Raw genomic sequence first — 12737 nt, forward strand, 5'->3', positions numbered from 1 at the left:
CAGTGAATCGTTTGGGTAACAACCGTAGTAAGTGAAGCCACTTAACTCATTTCTAGGTACCACTGTTTATTCTTTTCACCGTTGCCTGGCAGCTTGTCTACTTAATAAATGATAAGATGTGTTGATTTACAAGTTCTGGCTGTTCAAGATGAACCCAATGGGTTGCTCCACCGATAAACACTCCTTCACCGTTTCTTAGAAGTGATTGGCTTTCCTTTGCGAGTTTCGTTGATAGAAAATGGTCGCCGACTCCCCAAATCATTTTCGTTGGTACGGTCACTTCTACATCAAGGTCCATCGATTTAATGCTTTGTGGCATCCCACGATACCAGTTCAACATGGCTGTCATTGCTCCAGGTTGACGCCAGCTTGCTTCATACACCTCAAGGTCCGCCTCTGTAAAAGTCCCCGGGTTACTCGACATTTTAAGTGCCTCACTCATGTACGAAAAATCACCTGCTTCTAGAAGCCGTTCTGGTATTTCAGGCAATTGAAAGAAAGCCATATAGGAACTACGTAACCATTGCATCGGTGAGGTGAGTAGTACTTTTGGAAAGACCGCTGGATGAGGAATATTGATGGTAATTAAACGTTTGATTAACTCAGGATGAGTCGTTGCAAGATGCCAAGCAACAGCGCCTCCCCAATCATGTCCAATTACAGTCACTTTCCCTTTACCTATGCTCTTAATTAAACCAACAAGGTCGTTTCGTAGTTCATCCAGTTGATAGGCTCTGCGTCCAGTCGGTTTATCACTTTTGTTATACCCTCTTTGGTCTGGGATTATGACGTGATACCCTGCCTTTGCTAACGGTTCAATCTGCTTTCTCCAGCCATACCAAAATTCAGGAAATCCGTGCAATAAAATAATCGGTTCACCATCTAGGTCTCCAGCACTTGCCACATTTAATGTAATCTCATTTACTGTGATTGACTGAAACTGAATGTTCATTATGATTCCCCTTTCGGTTCATTTGGTACACACCAATAACACTAAAGACGACACCTGCTCCCCCACAAACAATGAGTAATTGCCAATTCGGTAGCCAAATTACACCTGACGATGAAACGACCCAAAAAGACAGTGTAGAAAACAACGTTAGCGCAATCCCAGAAACTAACGTTCGTACTGGCTCGTACAGATTCATTGTGTTATAAAGCCATACGCTCATGAACATAAGATAAGGAAGTATACTTAATACTTGTACGATTAGAACGATAAGGCACTCATCCTCTCTATTCGAAACGCCTTTTGTCTATATTATTACACAAATTCAAAATATAAGGAGTTGTTTTTCGAGTCAATCAAGAAAATCTCGCTCGAATCTTTCTCGCTTTTTCTGCTGTAATTGCTAAACGTTTGTTACCTTCTCTGCCGGTCATTGAATCCGCAGCAAACAACGAGTTCCAGATCGCTTCTTCTGTGGCGCTCGCCGTCGCATCAAAAATTTCATTCATGATTGCATCGTTGTCTCTAAGAAAAGAATAGGTGTCTACTTGTTCGGATTGATCATGTGCCGTTCGGTGTGCTGTTGAAAAAGCAATTGCAATGTCACCACTCCCATGATGTGCCGTCGATCCGGTTCGTGCAAGTCCAAATGCGGTTCGCTTCGCAATTCGATGTAACTGCCTTTCATTTACTCGTAAATCTGTTGCAACGATCATCATGATTGAACCAGGAGGCTCTTGTTGATCTAAAGATTGGGAGAAGTTTGAGACAACGAGCACACCTAACGTACCATTCCCAACCTTTCTTGAACTTGTTCCAACCCCACCTTTGTAACCCATACAACTCATGCCCGTTCCTGCTCCGACACAGCCTTCAGCTACTTCAGAACTTGCGTTATTAATCGCTTCTCTCGCATGATGAGAGCGTATGTGCATCCCTCTTATATCATTTAAATAACCGTCATTACATTCTCCAACAACGATATTAACTGTTCCTGTCGACGTTCCAATCTCTTCGTTACGTTCTAATAGCCATTGAATCGTCCCTTCGGTTACGGCTGGCACACTAAATGTATTCGTGAGCATAATTGGACTTTCTAACGTACCAAGTTCTTGTAATTGGACGAGTCCCGTCGTTTTTCCGAAGCCATTGATGACCGCAGAGCTCGCTAGAACTTTATGTTTAAAAAGATTATCTTGATGAGGCAAAACCGCTGTTACCCCTGTTCGGATTGCCGCTCCTTCTACTAAGGTTACGTGACCAACAGTTACGCCTGGCACGTCTGTAATTGAATTTTTCGAACCCTTTGGCATTGAACCAAACTGCAAATAATGACTTGCACGTTTTTGCATGATTTTTCATCTCCATTTCTACATCATCGACATACGTTATCTTAGGAGGGATACGATGTCATTAATTGAACAGTTACCACTCAGTGTCTCGTCACATCATATTGTACAGCCTCGAGTGAATGTCTACTACCCAACGATTCGGGAACATACCAACAAAAAAGCTGAAACGAGGATTAATCAAACGATCAAACAAACGGTGTGGCGTATGATGAAAGATCAAGGATACGGTCAAAAAGAAACCGAGCTAACAGGAACGTATGACATTAAAACAAATCAACCACACATCTTAAGCTTAACTCTTTCGATTTATCAATTTTCTGGTGGTGCACACGGAACAACGCTTGAGAAGGGCTTAACGTTCAACACAGAAACCGGGCAACTTCTTTCTTTTAAAGATCTGTTCTTAACAACAAATGAAGATCGTTCGATCATAAATGAGCACATCAAAAGTCAACTCGATGAGCGCCATTTAACAAGTGATTTACTCGTCCCCTTTTCAGGAGTAAATGATGATACGAACTTTTACATTGCTGACCAAACACTCGTGATCTTTTTTAATCAATATGAACTATTACCTTACGTGTACGGGATTACCTACTTCCCGATTCCACTGTATTTGTTCCCTGACGTTTCATTGCCTTAAGTTGAAAAAGTGAGTCGCAATGAACAATTGCTGACTCACTTTACATTAGAAAGAATAATATAATCGTTAAAATGACGAGTATGATTGGAACGATAATTAAATAGTGGAGCGATAACAGATTAAAGCTACTTTCACTGCTATACTTCTCCGAACCAGGATTCTTAGCAATCGCTAGCGTCCATACAATTCCAATCGTTGTCCCGATTAAGAGCAACAAGAACAAACCTAAGTTCATATAATCCTCCTGAGTCATTAAAGATCATTCCATGTAAGTTTAACATAGTTGTTTCCTCTTTCATTTGTAAACGACTGGTACATTGTTAGTTTCGTGAAATGTTGATAAGATAAGAGGCAATTTCCCTCTCTTTCTCTTCATTTCGCAGTTGCTCGTTCTCAATTGCTTCAATCTGTTTTTTTAGTTGAAGCACGTAGGACGGATAGAAAATTAAGAGCTCTCCGTGTAAGTCACACCCTCGTATGATTACGTGAACGTGTGGATCATTTGATTCACAATGAACCATTGCAATCCAGTCGAAATCTATCCTCAATTGACGTTCCAACCGCCACATCGCTGCTTGAATAACCTGTTTAAAGTCAAGTTCAAGATAACTAAATGAAATCTGCAACCGAAACGCCGGTTCAATTGCGGAGGTTTGTCTATCAATTTTTTGAACAAATGCTCGTCGATCTGTTAACGATTTCCCAAAGAAACGCTGCTGTGGCTCTTTGTGTTCAATATAATTCAAATGATTGGCGATTGCGGTTATTGGTGGTGTGAGCCCATTTCTAAAATGCGACAATTGAACTTTTGCCATCTACATCCACTCCTTATCCAATAAAAAAGGAGCCTGCCACCGAGACATAATTGTCCCTTAGTGGCAGGCTCCTCCTAAAAATCTCCGTATTTGATTAACTTCAGTGTATCATTTAGTCGTTACTTTTCAAGTAATAATTCGGTTTATGTTCTAAATTGTGAACCGTCTTGATGTAACGAACGGTTTTCGTTTTCGCACGCATAACGATTGAATCTGTTTCTACAAGACCGCCTCCTAGAAACTTCGCTTCATTTAGAAACGTTCCAGAAGTTACACCTGTTGCCGAGAAAATTGCATCGTCTCCAGCAACGAGATCGTTCAACATCAGAATACGATGTGGATCTTCAATTCCCATCTCTTTACAACGAGCAATTTCTCCATCGTTTTGTGGGACAAGGCGACCTTGCATATCTCCACCGAGGCACTTCAGTCCTGCAGCAGCAACAACTCCTTCTGGAGCTCCCCCAGTTCCTAAGAATAAGTCAACACCTGTTCCAGGAAGGGACGTTGCGATTGCCGCACTAATATCATTATCTGAGAAAAGCTTTACACGTGCACCTTTCTCACGAATTCGGTCAATCGTATCTTGATGACGTTCACGTTCTAAAACCATCACCGTAACGTCTTCAATCGCTTTATTATTCGCTTTTGCTACAATTTCAATTGTCTTTTCAACAGGGTCGTCAATGCTTACCTTACCCGCTGCGTTTGGTCCTACTGCTAATTTCTCCATATACATATCTGGAGCGTGGAGTAAGTTCCCACGATCAGCAATTGCAAGAACAGTAATTGCGTTCGTATATCCTTTAGCAACAATTGTTGTACCTTCTATTGGATCGACCGCGATATCAACTTCAGGGCCATTACCTGTTCCTAGTTCTTCACCGATATACAGCATCGGTGCTTCATCCATTTCCCCTTCACCGATCACGACGCGACCTTTCATGTTCACGGAGTCAAAAATCTCTCTCATCGCATTAGTTGCAGCTCCATCAGCTTGATTCTTATCGCCTCTACCTAACCACTTTGCGGCTGCAAGTGCGGCTCCTTCGGTTACTCTCGTTACTTCTAATGCAAGTTCTCTATCCATTTCATACCTCCGCATTTTCTTCAATCGATAGAATAAGTATATCACATTTTATATTTGTATAGCCTAATAATATTTTTACGAATACCACATAGGCCCTTTTTCGTTTTATCCTGTGATTGTCGTTACCGTTTTTATGACATTGCATAAGGTAACTGTAAGGAGGGCGAATGTCATGGTAACGGTAACGGGTAAAGAGTATTTACATCGAATATCAAAGCTAAAAACTGAAATATGGCTTGAGGGGTCACTGTTACAAGGTCCTGTAACAGAGCATCCCGCATTCAAAGCGGTACTTCAAAGCAAAGCGAAACTTTATGATCTTGTGCATGAGAAGCAATACGAAGACATCTTAAGTGCCAAAGATCATCAAAGCAATTTCTCATATGAACCGATGAAAACAAAAGAAGACTTAGAGAAACACCGACTCGCGACACAAGTATGGGCAAATCAAAATGCGGGATTACTCGGCAGATCCCCGGAATACGGCAACACGATCATTACAACGTTAGCGAACGCAAAAGATTATTTTGCAATGGAGGGAAGTGAGTATGGTGAGCGGATTGAACGGATTCATAAAGAAGCACTCGAACATGATCTAACGTTTACGCATACGTTTGTGAATCCAAAAGCAAGAAAACGATCGTCTTTCTTTTCTGAAGAAGAGGAACTGCCTATCGCTGCTAAAATTGTAGACGAAACTGACGAAGGAATTGTCATCGATGGTGCACGACTCCTCGCCACTCAAGGAGGCATCACCGATGAGGTCATCGTCTTGCCCGCAGGTTTTGAGAAAGACTCATTATTTGCTTTCTCCATTCCATCAGCCACACCAGGTCTAAAGTTTCTTGCCAGACCTTCCTACGCAACTGATTCCCTTTACGACGAACCGTATTCTTCTCAATTTGAAGAAGGCGATGCAATCGTTGTTTTCGATAACGTCCTTGTGCCGTGGGATCGGGTGTTTCTTTACAAAAGTGAGCGTTTATCACAAGGCTTGTTCTTTGAGACAGGTCTAGAACCTGCACTATTGTTCCACGCATCAAACCGGCAAATTGTTAAAACGGAATGGCTCATCGGTCTCGCTGAGGAGATGGTTGAAACGCTTAAGATCAGCCAGTTTCAACACATTCAACAAAAGCTTGCGGAAATGATCACAGCGCTAGAAGCGATGCGTGCGTTCGTGTATTCTTCCGAAGCGCAAGCAGGGGTTAATGAGTATGGCATGATGGTACCATTTGCACCACCACTTAAAGCTGCCGTGTCTTATTACCAAACGACGTACCCACGACTTGTCGAGATCATTCAATTAATCGGAGCGAGTAATTTCATTGCCGCACCGAACGAAAAAGACTTTCAATCTCCAATTGCTCCGTTGCTCGAACGCTTTATCGGTGGTTATGACACCTCAGCAAAAGAAAAAGTCCAATTGTTACGACTTGCCAAAGATTTGACGATGGGTGATTTTGGTTCAAGGCAAACACAATTTGAACGCTATTTCTATGGAGATCCTGTTCGACTATCAACAAACTTATACAATCATTACGACACTCGTCCGTACCGCGACCGTGTAAAAACATTTTTAGAAACACTTAGAAAGAATGACAATAGTCAAGCTCCTATCAACTAATCGTATGACTCACTCCGCTGAATTTGTTACTGAACGGCCGATTCTGATTCTGAGCTTTTTACGGAGTCAGAATCGGCGCGCTTACCGATAAACTCTGTCTGTAATAATCCCATCTGTATGATGTCGTGATAACACCCATCTCGAAAGACCGCTTCCCGGTTCCTGCCTTCTTGTTGGAAACCGATTCGTTCATAGAGATGAATCGCCCGTTCGTTAAAAGCAAATACATTCAAGGATATACGGTGAAAGTTCTGTTCTAAAAATGCGTATTTAAGCAGCACATTCACAGCTTCAAACCCATAACCACTTCCCCAATACTCTTTTTCACCGATATCAATAATCATTTCTGCATTGCGATTTTTTGTATCAATATGAATTAGTGATGTGACACCAATCGGCGTGTTCGATTTTGTGTTAACGATCATATATGTCCGTGAATGTGAGTCACCAACAAGTACTTCTTGGACAAACTGCTTCGTCTCTTCAAATGTGAAATCGTCTAAAGACAAGCTCGTCGTTTTCATCACTTGCTCATCTGTCCGCCATGCATGATAAATTTCTGCATCGTGGACTGTAAACTTCCTTAAGTGCAAACGTTCTGAATATAACATGTATACACTCCTCTCATAATCAATCAAATGATTTACGAAACCGTTCGATTAAACGTTTCACCAGAGAAAAGCCACTTGAACATACACCGTTCAAATGGCTTTAGATCTATTTCTTTTTCTTCTTGTTGTTTGAGCGGAAACCTTTATTGCGTGGGTTCTTTTGACCTTTTCCACCCTTGCCTTTGGTTCCTCCGCTTTGACGGTTCTTTCCACGATTTTCGCGTTTGTCGCCAGGCTTCTTGCCTCGTTCACCTTGAATGACCTTTTGCTTTTGCGTGTCACGTCGCTTACGCTTTGGCATGCCGACAACTTCAAAGTCGATTGTCGTTTCATCCATGTTCACTTCGAGAACTTTCACTTCTACTTGGTCTCCAATGCGGAACATGTTCCCACTGCGTTCACCAATGAGTGCGTACTGACGATCGTCATAATGGTAATAGTCATCGGTAAGGTGACTAACGTGAACCATTCCTTCAATCGTATTCTCTAAGCGAATAAACAGGCCGAAGTTTGCAGCGCCGCTAACAAAACCAGTGAACTCTTCACCGATCTTATCTTTCATATACTCTGCTTTCTTGAGGTCATCCACATCACGCTCTGCGTCGACCGCACGCCTCTCCATTTCAGAAGAATGGGATGTGATCTCAGGAAGCTTCCCTTGCCAGTAATCAGTCGTTTTCTTACCTGTTTGCCCATTCACTAAATACGTTCGAATCAAACGATGAACGATCAAGTCGGGATAACGGCGAATTGGAGAGGTGAAATGAGTATAGAAGTCAGCCGCCAGTCCAAAGTGACCAACATTCGATGGATCGTATTTCGCTTGTTGCATCGATCGTAATAGAACCGTTGAAATAACCGTTTCTTCAGCTTCACCTTTTACAGAAGCCAAGATCTCTTGCAATGCACGTGGGTGAATGGCGTCACCACGTCCTTTTACGACATAACCGAAGCTCGTAATGAACTCAAGGAATTTTTGCAACTTATCGTCATCAGGGTCTTCGTGAATTCTGTAGACGAAAGGTAATTTCAACCAGTGAAAATGCTCTGCAACTGTTTCATTTGCACAAAGCATGAATTCTTCAATAAGTTTCTCACCAACAGAACGTTCTCGAATTTTCACATCCGTAGGTTTCCCTTGTTCATCCATGACGACTTGAGCTTCTTTAAAGTCAAAGTCAATGGCTCCACGATCAAAACGTTTCTTACGTAAAATTGCAGCCAACTTCTCCATCCGCTCAAAAAACGGCACGAGCGATTCGTATTGCTTTCTCGTCTCTTCATTGTGATCTGCAAGAATTTCATTTACAGCTTGATACGTCATTCTCTCCGTTGTACGAATTACACTCTCGAAAATCTCGTGATTTACAACTTCACCTGAAGGGCTAATCTCCATCTCACAAGAAAGTGTTAACCGATCCACTTTCGGGTTTAATGAGCATATACCATTTGATAATCGGTGTGGGATCATCGGAATCACACGGTCAACAAGATATGAGCTCGTCCCACGCTCTGCCGCTTCCACATCGATTGGTGAACCTTCCGTTACGTAATGGCTTACATCCGCAATGTGAACGCCTAATTTGTAATTACCGTTTTCAAGTTCTTCAACATTCACCGCATCGTCCAAATCTTTCGCGTCAGCACCATCAATCGTCACGATTGTTTCGTTACGTAGATCTCGTCTACGCTCAATTTCTTCTGGCTTAATGTGATCTGCAGTATCTGCAGCTTGTTGTTGCACTTCATCAGAGAATTCACCTGGCAGCCCGTGCTTGTGAATAATCGCCAAGATATCTGTTCCAGGATCGTTTTTGTGCCCTAGAATGTGAACGACTTCTCCTTCAGCACCTTGACGACCTTCTGGATACTTCGTAATTTCAATGACAACTTTATGACCTTCAGCAGCGCCGTGATTACGCCCTTCTGGAATAAAAACATCACTCGACAAGTGTTTATCGTCTGGAATTACAAATCCGTATCGTTCGTAATCTTCGTACGTACCCACAACTCTCGTCATTCCACGCTCTAGAATTCTCACGACCGTACCTTCGGCACGATCGCCTTGATTCCCGCCTTTACGTGACGATACTCGAACAAATACGATGTCTTTGTGCATGGCACCAGCTAAATCACCAGGTGCTACATACACATCTTCTAGACCTTCATCTTCAGGAATAATAAACGCAAAGCCCTTTTGATGAGCTTGCACTCTTCCTTTTATTAAATTCATTTTGTCTGGAAGTCCGTAACGGTTATTCCGTGTACGAATTAATTCTCCAGCCTCTTCAAGCGTATTTAACGTCTTCATTAAATTTTTATGGTTTTCTGCGTTATCTTCTAATTGTAATGCTTCTTGAAGCTCACTTACACTTAGTGGCTTCGTTGCTTCTTCTCGTATATAAGTTAGTATTTTATCTCTCATACTAATCTCCTTTCTTATTGCTATCTAGCTTCAATTTCTTTTATAAATGATAGGATTCTTTCGTGAACACGCTCTTTATTTTTCCAAAGCGTAATAATATGTGGAGCATCTTCGTAGAGCTCTTTGGTTTTAGGTTCGGCTTGTACTTCATCATAAATAACATCTGCATTCTCAGGCGGAACAAGTTCGTCTTTCCCTGCTTGAATAACGAGGGTTGGTTGTTTAATTTCATGCAAATGCTCTCTTACTACAAGGATCAATTCATCAATTGAATGAAGTGTAGAAATCGGAAGTGTTTCAAACTCATCCATTTCATCTTCAATCGTTTCTTCGTCCTTTTTTTCAAATTGTTTATATTGTCTTGCATACTGACGTACACCATCATATAAGCGGTCATTCATCCCTTGTTGCATAATTGGAGCACACATCGGAATAACCCCTCTTACATCAAAAGTATAACCGACTTTTAAACTGAGCAAACCGCCGAGGGAAAGCCCACAAACAATAATCTTCTCGTAACCAAGATCCACAAGGTGTTGGTAGCCTTCCTCGACGGCTCCCCACCAGTCCTGCCAAGAAGTTTCCATTAGTTGTTCTGGTGGGACACCGTGACCAGGGAACATCGGCGCATGTGACGTATAGCCATGCTTTTGTAAAAATCGACCGAGCATTCTTACGTCACTTGATGAGCCTGTAAATCCGTGCAGTAAGAGAATCGCATGATCGTTCTCCCCTTCAAAGGTAAACGGTTGTGCTGGTTTGATTTTCATGGTGAAACTACCCTTTCAAAAAATGCTCAACATCTCGAATCACAAGGTCTTGTTCAACATCATGACATAGAAAATGATTCGAGTGTTCATACATCCTTAACGTTTTATTCTTAGAACCTATTTGTTCAAACAAATAGGTGGCACTCTTTTCAGGAACGAGAATATCCTTCATTCCTTGCGCAATCATCACAGGTGATGTAACACCTTCAACGAACGGGCGCATGAGTCGTATCGTCTTAATAAATTGATAAAAAGCCGTCATTGGCGTTTCCCTACGCTTATCATTTACAAGATCAAGCCAAGGATTCTCAGATCCTCGATAACTCGCCACTAAATCTTGAACCATCTGTGGTCTATTCACATAATAAGCCGCAGCATTTAAGAGAACGAGCTTCTTCACTGGGTACTTTGCTGCTAAGTAACAAGCAAGCATCCCTCCCATTGAAAAACCGATCACATACAATTCATCCACGTGTTTTAGCATTTCTTCGGCAGCACGGTCAGCTGTGTAAATCCATTTTGCCCCTTCTGCTTCGCCTATATCTTCCCCTACACCGTGACCTGGGAGCACTGGTGTATAAACGAGCCACCCTTTCTTTCTTTGGAGCCGCTCAGTAAGGGGCTGTAATTCTTCTGGGGAACCAGTAAACCCGTGTAAACATAAACATCCGATCATACTGTTACCCCTCCGTTCAATGCTAACGCTCGTAGAATTCCCTAATTTATTGTAATTCAAACAAACAAAAAAACAGCTGGGAGAATACGCTCCCTAGCTGCTTAAATGAAATACGCTAATAATATCGTTAGCACGAAGAAAAGTACAGCCAGTATAACTGTCGCTTTTGAGAGAAAAGCCTCGATACCCCGTGCTTTTTGCTTGCCCATCAATTGCTCTGCTCCACCGGAAATGGCTCCGGATAGTCCAGCACTACGCCCTGATTGTAATAAGACAACTGTAATTAAAGCGATCGCATTTAAGATCAATAATACGATTAAAATGGTAGTCATCGTGTGCGCACCTCCCAAGTACGACAAAGGAAGCCGTCGGACTGCCCCTGTTTCACGTAATTATCCTTATTTTATCTTAGCACAAAAGGACAACATTAGGCAAACTGACCTTCTAGACATAGAAAAGGGGCTGAATCGATTGGACAGCCCCTTTAGAATTAGTCTAAGTTATAGAACGTTTCTTTACCTGGGTAAACACCACGTCCACCGAGTTGGTCATGAATACGAAGCAACTGATTGTACTTCGCCACACGGTCTGTACGTGACGGTGCACCTGTTTTAATTTGGCCAGCATTTACGGCTACAGCGATATCCGCAATCGTAGCATCTTCTGTTTCACCTGAACGGTGAGAGATGACAGCTGTATAGCCTGCACGCTTCGCCATTTCAATTGCATCAAACGTCTCAGTCAGTGTACCGATTTGGTTGACTTTAATTAAGATCGAGTTGCCGACACCTTTCTCAATGCCTTCAGCAAGCTTTACTGTGTTTGTGACAAACAAATCATCACCGACAAGTTGCACGCGGTCACCGATGCGCTCAGTAAGCTTCTTCCATCCGTCCCAATCGTTTTCATCAAGTCCATCTTCAATAGAGACAATTGGGTATTTGTTGACGAGGTTCTCATAGAAGTCGATCATTTCATCAACAGTCTTAACGACCCCTTCGCCTTTTAAGTTGTACTTACCGTCTTCATACATTTCAGAAGCTGCAGCATCCATCGCAAGGACGACATCTTCTCCTGGTTTGTATCCAGCGCGTTCAATTGCCTCCATAATTGTACTTAGCGCTTCTTCGTTTGAATCAAGATCCGGTGCGAAACCACCTTCATCACCGACCGCTGTATTCAAGCCTTTTTCTTGAAGTACTTTCTTCAATGTATGGAAGATTTCTGTTCCGATCATCATCGCAGAACGGAAATCGTCTGCACCAACCGGCATAACCATAAATTCTTGCAAATCAACAGAGTTGTCCGCATGTTCGCCACCATTTAAGATGTTCATCATTGGAACTGGTAACGTTTTTGCGTTGATCCCGCCAAGGTATTCGTAAAGCTCAACACCTTGCTCTTGTGCTGCAGCATAAGCACAAGCGATGGAGACACCAAGAATAGCATTTGCTCCCAAGTTGCCTTTGTTCGTCGTTCCATCTAGTTCAATCATTAACTGGTCAATGCCGATTTGATCACTTACATCGACGCCAACAAGTTGTGGTGCAATCGTTTCATTCACATTCTCAACGGCTTTAAGAACACCTTTACCCATGTAACGAGTACCACCGTCACGAAGCTCAACAGCTTCATGCTCACCTGTGGAAGCTCCACTTGGTACGAGGGCACGTCCTAAAATTCCATCTTCTGTTACGACTTCAACCTCAACTGTAGGGTTCCCTCTTGAATCCAATACTTCACGTGCCAATACATCTGCAATCATTGTCATGGCTCAAC

14 protein-coding genes are annotated in these 12737 nt (G+C 42.4%); 2 read left to right on the plus strand and 12 right to left on the minus strand.

Annotation, left to right across the window (positions count from 1 at the left end):
- Nucleotides 1-97 precede the first annotated feature (97 nt).
- The 3 genes from JOD17_RS01375 to JOD17_RS01385 form a co-directional block, all read right to left on the minus strand.
- A complete protein-coding gene (locus JOD17_RS01375; RefSeq protein ID WP_204695614.1) occupies nucleotides 98-955 on the minus strand; it encodes an alpha/beta fold hydrolase in 858 nt (285 codons plus the stop codon).
- On the minus strand, nucleotides 918-1148 hold the full coding sequence (locus JOD17_RS01380; protein ID WP_204695372.1) for a hypothetical protein: 231 nt from the start codon (nucleotides 1146-1148) through the stop codon (nucleotides 918-920). Before JOD17_RS01380 ends, JOD17_RS01375 begins: the two co-directional genes overlap by 38 nt.
- Before the next feature lie 157 nt (nucleotides 1149-1305).
- Nucleotides 1306-2301, minus strand: a complete 996-nt coding sequence (locus tag JOD17_RS01385) for a DmpA family aminopeptidase (protein ID WP_204695373.1) — start codon at nucleotides 2299-2301, stop codon at nucleotides 1306-1308.
- 55 nt (nucleotides 2302-2356) lie between these two features.
- On the opposite strand from JOD17_RS01385, the gene JOD17_RS01390 reads away from it, so the two are divergent.
- Nucleotides 2357-2944 (plus strand): DUF3298 and DUF4163 domain-containing protein, encoded by a 588-nt coding sequence (locus JOD17_RS01390; RefSeq protein WP_204695374.1) that lies wholly within the window; start codon nucleotides 2357-2359, stop codon nucleotides 2942-2944.
- Between the two features lie 40 nt (nucleotides 2945-2984).
- Here JOD17_RS01390 and JOD17_RS01395 read toward each other — a convergent pair whose 3' ends face one another.
- The 3 genes from JOD17_RS01395 to glpX form a co-directional block, all read right to left on the minus strand.
- Nucleotides 2985-3179: a hypothetical protein gene (locus JOD17_RS01395; protein ID WP_042358299.1), complete on the minus strand. Its 195-nt coding sequence runs from the start codon at nucleotides 3177-3179 to the stop codon at nucleotides 2985-2987.
- A gap of 85 nt (nucleotides 3180-3264) precedes the next feature.
- Entirely contained in the window at nucleotides 3265-3759 is a 495-nt protein-coding gene (locus JOD17_RS01400) for a hypothetical protein (RefSeq protein ID WP_204695375.1), read from the minus strand.
- A gap of 112 nt (nucleotides 3760-3871) precedes the next feature.
- On the minus strand, nucleotides 3872-4849 hold the full coding sequence (glpX, locus tag JOD17_RS01405; RefSeq protein ID WP_042416411.1) for a class II fructose-bisphosphatase: 978 nt from the start codon (nucleotides 4847-4849) through the stop codon (nucleotides 3872-3874).
- A 172-nt stretch (nucleotides 4850-5021) separates the two neighbouring features.
- Here glpX and JOD17_RS01410 point away from each other — a divergent pair, with 172 nt between their 5' ends.
- Complete coding sequence (locus JOD17_RS01410) at nucleotides 5022-6476, plus strand: 4-hydroxyphenylacetate 3-hydroxylase family protein (protein ID WP_204695376.1); 1455 nt, start codon at nucleotides 5022-5024, stop codon at nucleotides 6474-6476.
- 26 nt (nucleotides 6477-6502) lie between these two features.
- Here the strand turns inward: JOD17_RS01410 and JOD17_RS01415 are convergent, their stop codons facing one another.
- The 6 genes from JOD17_RS01415 to eno all read right to left on the minus strand — a co-directional run bounded on the left by JOD17_RS01415 (nucleotide 6503) and on the right by eno (nucleotide 12729).
- A complete protein-coding gene (locus JOD17_RS01415; RefSeq protein WP_204695377.1) occupies nucleotides 6503-7087 on the minus strand; it encodes a GNAT family N-acetyltransferase in 585 nt (194 codons plus the stop codon).
- A 106-nt stretch (nucleotides 7088-7193) separates the two neighbouring features.
- Nucleotides 7194-9512 (minus strand): ribonuclease R, encoded by a 2319-nt coding sequence (rnr, locus tag JOD17_RS01420; protein ID WP_204695378.1) that lies wholly within the window; start codon nucleotides 9510-9512, stop codon nucleotides 7194-7196.
- Between the two features lie 20 nt (nucleotides 9513-9532).
- Nucleotides 9533-10282 (minus strand): alpha/beta hydrolase, encoded by a 750-nt coding sequence (locus JOD17_RS01425; protein WP_204695379.1) that lies wholly within the window; start codon nucleotides 10280-10282, stop codon nucleotides 9533-9535.
- 7 nt (nucleotides 10283-10289) lie between these two features.
- The gene (locus JOD17_RS01430) at nucleotides 10290-10958 is read right to left on the minus strand and encodes an alpha/beta hydrolase (protein ID WP_169964479.1); all 669 of its coding nucleotides are present in this window, start codon (nucleotides 10956-10958) and stop codon (nucleotides 10290-10292) included.
- Between the two features lie 101 nt (nucleotides 10959-11059).
- Entirely contained in the window at nucleotides 11060-11290 is a 231-nt protein-coding gene (secG, locus tag JOD17_RS01435; RefSeq protein WP_204695380.1) for a preprotein translocase subunit SecG, read from the minus strand.
- 158 nt (nucleotides 11291-11448) lie between these two features.
- Nucleotides 11449-12729 (minus strand): phosphopyruvate hydratase, encoded by a 1281-nt coding sequence (gene eno, locus JOD17_RS01440; RefSeq protein ID WP_042358295.1) that lies wholly within the window; start codon nucleotides 12727-12729, stop codon nucleotides 11449-11451.
- Nucleotides 12730-12737 lie beyond the last annotated feature (8 nt).

Source organism: Geomicrobium sediminis, assembly GCF_016908595.1.
Classification (GTDB): domain Bacteria; phylum Bacillota; class Bacilli; order Bacillales; family Marinococcaceae; genus Geomicrobium_A; species Geomicrobium_A sediminis.

Coding starts and splice junctions, on each gene's coding strand:
- JOD17_RS01380 (WP_204695372.1), bottom strand. CDS start 1,148: ATGAATCTGTACGAGCCAGTACGAACGTTAGTTTCTGGGATTGCGCTA.
- JOD17_RS01385 (WP_204695373.1), bottom strand. CDS start 2,301: ATGCAAAAACGTGCAAGTCATTATTTGCAGTTTGGTTCAATGCCAAAG.
- JOD17_RS01390 (WP_204695374.1), top strand. CDS start 2,357: ATGTCATTAATTGAACAGTTACCACTCAGTGTCTCGTCACATCATATT.
- JOD17_RS01395 (WP_042358299.1), bottom strand. CDS start 3,179: ATGAACTTAGGTTTGTTCTTGTTGCTCTTAATCGGGACAACGATTGGA.
- JOD17_RS01400 (WP_204695375.1), bottom strand. CDS start 3,759: ATGGCAAAAGTTCAATTGTCGCATTTTAGAAATGGGCTCACACCACCA.
- glpX (WP_042416411.1), bottom strand. CDS start 4,849: ATGGATAGAGAACTTGCATTAGAAGTAACGAGAGTAACCGAAGGAGCC.
- JOD17_RS01410 (WP_204695376.1), top strand. CDS start 5,022: ATGGTAACGGTAACGGGTAAAGAGTATTTACATCGAATATCAAAGCTA.
- JOD17_RS01415 (WP_204695377.1), bottom strand. CDS start 7,087: ATGTTATATTCAGAACGTTTGCACTTAAGGAAGTTTACAGTCCACGAT.
- rnr (WP_204695378.1), bottom strand. CDS start 9,512: ATGAGAGATAAAATACTAACTTATATACGAGAAGAAGCAACGAAGCCA.
- JOD17_RS01425 (WP_204695379.1), bottom strand. CDS start 10,282: ATGAAAATCAAACCAGCACAACCGTTTACCTTTGAAGGGGAGAACGAT.
- JOD17_RS01430 (WP_169964479.1), bottom strand. CDS start 10,958: ATGATCGGATGTTTATGTTTACACGGGTTTACTGGTTCCCCAGAAGAA.
- secG (WP_204695380.1), bottom strand. CDS start 11,290: ATGACTACCATTTTAATCGTATTATTGATCTTAAATGCGATCGCTTTA.
- eno (WP_042358295.1), bottom strand. CDS start 12,729: ATGACAATGATTGCAGATGTATTGGCACGTGAAGTATTGGATTCAAGA.